The organism is Rhodococcus sp. LB1, assembly GCF_001583455.1.
Taxonomy (GTDB): domain Bacteria; phylum Actinomycetota; class Actinomycetes; order Mycobacteriales; family Mycobacteriaceae; genus Rhodococcus_F; species Rhodococcus_F opacus.
Map to the genome: position 1 here is coordinate 1 of NZ_LTCZ01000199.1, position 4,420 is coordinate 4,420.

General features: G+C 67.0%; 5 protein-coding genes and 1 pseudogene. 3 read left to right on the forward strand and 3 right to left on the reverse strand.

The genetic code is table 11. The features are described 5' to 3' along the window. Nucleotides 1-242 (forward strand): annotated as a pseudogene (locus AZG88_RS24850) (DUF4193 domain-containing protein); the annotation flags it as partial. A 229-nt stretch (nucleotides 243-471) separates the two neighbouring features. On the opposite strand, the gene AZG88_RS24855 reads toward AZG88_RS24850, so the two are convergent. Further along, entirely contained in the window at nucleotides 472-819 is a 348-nt protein-coding gene (locus AZG88_RS24855; RefSeq protein ID WP_061699496.1) for a hypothetical protein, read from the reverse strand. A 242-nt stretch (nucleotides 820-1,061) separates the two neighbouring features. Then, entirely contained in the window at nucleotides 1,062-1,379 is a 318-nt protein-coding gene (locus AZG88_RS24860) for a hypothetical protein (RefSeq protein ID WP_061699497.1), read from the reverse strand. Nucleotides 1,380-1,866: 487 nt separating this feature from the next. Here AZG88_RS24860 and AZG88_RS24865 point away from each other — a divergent pair, with 487 nt between their 5' ends. Beyond that, entirely contained in the window at nucleotides 1,867-2,931 is a 1,065-nt protein-coding gene (locus tag AZG88_RS24865) for a helix-turn-helix domain-containing protein (protein WP_061699498.1), read from the forward strand. 10 nt (nucleotides 2,932-2,941) lie between these two features. Then, complete coding sequence (locus tag AZG88_RS24870) at nucleotides 2,942-3,676, forward strand: nucleotidyl transferase AbiEii/AbiGii toxin family protein (RefSeq protein ID WP_061699499.1); 735 nt, start codon at nucleotides 2,942-2,944, stop codon at nucleotides 3,674-3,676. A gap of 281 nt (nucleotides 3,677-3,957) precedes the next feature. On the opposite strand, the gene AZG88_RS24875 is transcribed toward AZG88_RS24870, so the two are convergent. Beyond that, a partial coding sequence (locus AZG88_RS24875; protein ID WP_231914178.1) for an NADPH-dependent F420 reductase occupies nucleotides 3,958-4,420 on the reverse strand: 463 nt, incomplete at its 5' end.

A 4,420-nucleotide genomic window follows, 5' to 3' on the forward strand; every position in this document is an offset into this window, starting at 1 on the left:
GAACAGCTGACCGCCAGCCGGAAAGACACCCAGTCCCCCGTCGTCGACGTCGAAGACACCGACACCGCCGAATCCTTCGAACTGCCCGGCGCCGACCTGTCCGGTGAAGAACTCACCGTCCGCGTACCGTCCGCGTCATCCCCAAGCAGTCGGACGAATTCACCTGCACCAGTTGCTTCCTGGTCCACCACCGCAGCCGCCTCGCCGACACGGCGCAACAACTCTGCCGCGACTGCGCCTGAACACGCCGGACCCCGAGAAGCTCGGCCGCCCTGAGATTGGTCCGCATCGCACACCCTCGATCGCCGAGGCCACGGTCTGATTCGCCCCTTCCACGGACCTCCCTGCGGCCCGGAGGCGACACGCGGTGGGGCGGGCGGCTACCGCCCCATCACCGCACGCCCCCGCTCTGCGGGCGTAGCGATGGTATCTCCACACTGCTGCCCCGTCCCGCTCGCGGCGGGGCAGTGCTCATGCGCGGCCGAAGAGCTGCCGCACGCCACCGTCCTCATCGACGGCATACAACGCCATTCCCAACAGGTCGAGAATCCGTTGCGGTGCCCGCACCGCCGCTTCCACCGATCGCGGCTCGTCACGCACGACCAGGGCGAACGCCACCGACTGATCCGGTTCGCTCGGCATCCGCCGCACGAGCTGCCCGATGGCGGTATCGACATCCAAATCCGGCGCGGCGGTCGCGCCCTTGACCTCGGCGTAGAGTAGGTGGCCGTCCTTCTCGCCAACGATGTCGACGAACTCCGTATCGGTGCGGACCATCCATCCCTGAGACGACAACCACCCCGCGAAGTCCCGGGCCACGCGAGCCTCATCACCTCTCATACCGGACACGGTAAGCCTGAATTGTCAGTTCCGAACAACACCCATAGTGCAAGAGCCGTCAGGCGCGGCTCAGGCATACCCGACAGATCGTGCGGTGAGATCGACGTACTCCCTTCAGGACCCCATCCACGCAATTCATGTAATCGACTCACTGGTAGCACAATTCGTGTGCACGATGTTCGACGCCGCCCCAGAACCGGCCACGGAGCGGCTGCCGTCGATCATTCTCCCCGGTGTCTGCCGGGTGTCCGCACAGCCGAATCCGGGTCCGGGTTCGGGTTCGGGGCGGAGCGGTGGAAGCCCGGATCGATGGTCAGGTCTTCGGTGTCTGCAAAGATCAGCTGACCGTCGTCGAGCGCGACCGCCCACCGATGCACCGGCGCCCACTCGTGCCCACCACCGCCCGCGTCGGTCACCGCCGCATAATCCTCGACCACCTCACCGGTGAGATCGGCCCCGGCGCTCCTGCGGACCAGCACCCGGACACCGACCGTAAACTCCGGGCCATCGACCGGCCGATTGCCGCTGTTTCGGACCATGTTGCCCCACCTCCCCATTTCGCGAGCTGCCGGGATCGAGCATAAGCACCGACAGGTCCGGTACGCGACCCGACCTGCACCAACACCTCCGTAATCGGAACGCCGCCGAAGCAGTTGACTGTCATGGGGCCGCCGGCGGCCACCCGGGTACAGCAACCCACACTCAGTGGCGCGACAGAAGCAGTGCAACCTCGTCCCCCACTCCCTCCGCTCGCCATTGTCGTGAACGGCTCTCTCCTTACTGGACTCTCGTCACTCGCGGCTCTACGAGCTCGGTTTCATCGATTTCCTCTACGCTGACAACCTCTTGCGGATTCCCAGGCGCTGCGCACACAACTCCGCACCGCCTGCCACCGACACCGCGGCCGGGGCCGGGGCCGGGGCACCAGGCGTGGCCGCCCCCTGCACGCCCGATACCAATTCCGTGGGCTTCAGCGTTCGGTGTTCGGTATTGACCGAACGCCGAACACCTGCAAGGATCGGAACGGTGAACGGACGGCGGATCCCACAGAGGCGCGCGGGTGCGGGCATCGAGGCCTTCGTGGTCGATGCCTTCGCGCAGTTGGACATTGAGGCCCGCCTGCCCGTGACCGCATCCGGGAGCTACGCCGACCTTGTCGTGGACCCGGACGGCGTAGCGGTGCCGATTCACCTGGAGTTCCGCACGTTGGTCACCGTCGACGTTGCCGAGCGGCTGCTCACCGACATTGCGCCCTCGACTACCTCGGGCGCGTCGACACCGTTGCTCGTCGTGGCCGACCGGGTGACCGAGGATGCGCGCACTGTGCTCATCCGCCACCACGGCGGTTACCTCGACCTGCGTGGCCGACTCGCTTTGCGCACCGATCGCCTGGTGATCGACGCCGACGTGCAGCCGGTCAAGGAACGCACCGCACGGTCCGAGGCGCTCGCCGGCAAGGTCGGCCTCGAGGTCGCCACCGCCATGCTGCTGCATCCCGAACGAGCCGGCACGGTGCGCGGGTTGGCGCGCGAACTCGGTCGCTCCCCCAGCACGGTCTCGGAGATTCTCGCCGCCCTGCGACGAGACGGCCTCCTCGACGAGAGCAATGCCCTGATCGGCACCGACTTGTTCTGGCAGGTCGCGGACCGGTGGACGAGCCCGCGTGTTCATCTGGCGCAGCCCCCGACACCGGGCGATGCCAGCCTGCATCGAACGCTCCGGCTCGGTCTCGACGCGCTCGACGGGCCCGGGTGGGCACTGACCGACTCCGCTGCCGCCGCCGCGTACGGCGCACCCCTCGCCTTCCGCGCAGGTCAAATCGTCGACTTCTTCGTTCCCGACCCATCGATCCTCCGGCGCGCGAGCACTCTGCTCGGCACCGCGCAGTCCGCCCGGCAGGCGCACGCCACCGTGCGGGTCGCCCCGGTTCCCGCGGTCGTCCAGCCCCGGATCACCCTGGACACCAACCTGCCCGAATGGCCGCTCACGCATCCGGTGTTCGTCGCGCTCGATCTCGCTCAAGACCTCGGGCGAGGCCGGGAAATCCTCGATGCCTGGACACCCGGTGATCGGTGGACCCGTGTCTGGTAGCCACCATGTCATGTTTGTCGGCGATGCGATGGCCGCCGTCGTCCAAGGTGTCGTCGAGGTTCGGGCACTCATCGGCCAGGCGCCCGTCATCGTCGGTGGCCTCGCGGTGCTGTCACGGCTGTCGAACCCCTACCGCGCCACCGTAGATCTCGACCTCGTCGACCGACTTCTCGGCCGCCTCCCCCAACTCGAGGTCCTTCGCGCCGCCGACGGCGCGGAGCCGGTCGAGCCGGCGGCCGTCCTGCTGCCCACCCGGTACGGATCAGTCAAGGTCGACGTGCTCGAAGTCCGGCAGGTCGAACTCGACCAACCCAGCGACGATCCCGGGGACCGCCTTCATGCCTCGGCGCACGCCTGGGCCAACGACACCGCAACCGACATGACCATCGAGGTGATCCGCGCCAGCGGTGAGCGCGCCGCGGTCACCACGCCGGTTGCCGAGCCCGGGCCGCTGATCGCGATGAAACTCCAAGCGGTGATGAATCGCTCTTCGGACAAGCAGGGCACCGACCTGCTCGACATCGTGCACCTCGTGCTCGACGACAGCACCCGGACGGCGGCGCTGGCCCAGATTCGCTCCGTCGAAGCCGCCACCGTGCAGGACATCGCTATCCATGTCGATCTGTGGTTCACCCGCAAACGCCCGCAGTCGCTTCAGCCGATCCGCGCAGTGGGCGGCCGCGACATCACCACCGACGACCTCGACCTTGTCGCCGAATTGTTGACCGACGCGGCGCAACGTTAGTGCCCATGGCATGTGATTGATGAAGTCAGCTCTGGTCGCGATGTGGTGTTGTGCAGGCAGGCCACCCCGGAGCTCGTCGACCAGGTCTCGATCCGGGTCCACCGCCCGCAACACCGCCACCGAATTGAGTACGCCCGCACGCTGCCCAACGGATGGCCGTGCACCGGATCGGGCGCCCGCGCACCTGCCGTCTCGATAGCGATGCCGTCTCGTCGGACCAGGACTAACCCACCGGCCCCGCGGCATGTCCTATTCGGCAACCGCCGCTCGACACGGATCGCTCACTGCGCCGCAGCACGCCACTCATCTGTGCGCTCACGCGTTGCCTGCGCCAGTGCCTTCAACGTAGCTTCCCGATCAAACTCCTTGCCGTAGAACGGGGTTCCCGGCTGCTGGCGCCAGGAATCTTCGACTGTGCCGGCGTCGACAGGGTCAAAGCCGAGCTGATTGATCAGATCGAATACCACCTGCTTCTGCAGTGCGTCGTCGCCGGCGATTGGGATCGCGATCCGGCCGCTCGACCCTTCCGGTAGGCCCTTCTCGAGAAGGTGCTTCCACCAGACTCCATTGAATGCCTTGAACACCGGCACCCCGAGGTGGTCTTGCACCCATTCACTTTCCACCTGACCGTCTTCGATGGCGGCGATCAATCCGTCTCGCTGCTGCGGATAGTAGTTGTTGGTCTCGATCACCGGAGCACCAACTGCCGCGCCTGCGAGGATGCCGGCGGGAAGGTCCACGACG

What these genes read in the sequence shown, in the direction of transcription:
- AZG88_RS24860 (WP_061699497.1), bottom strand. Translation starts at nt 1,379, where the DNA reads ATGGTCCGAAACAGCGGCAATCGGCCGGTCGATGGCCCGGAGTTTACG.
- AZG88_RS24870 (WP_061699499.1), top strand. Translation starts at nt 2,942, where the DNA reads ATGTTTGTCGGCGATGCGATGGCCGCCGTCGTCCAAGGTGTCGTCGAG.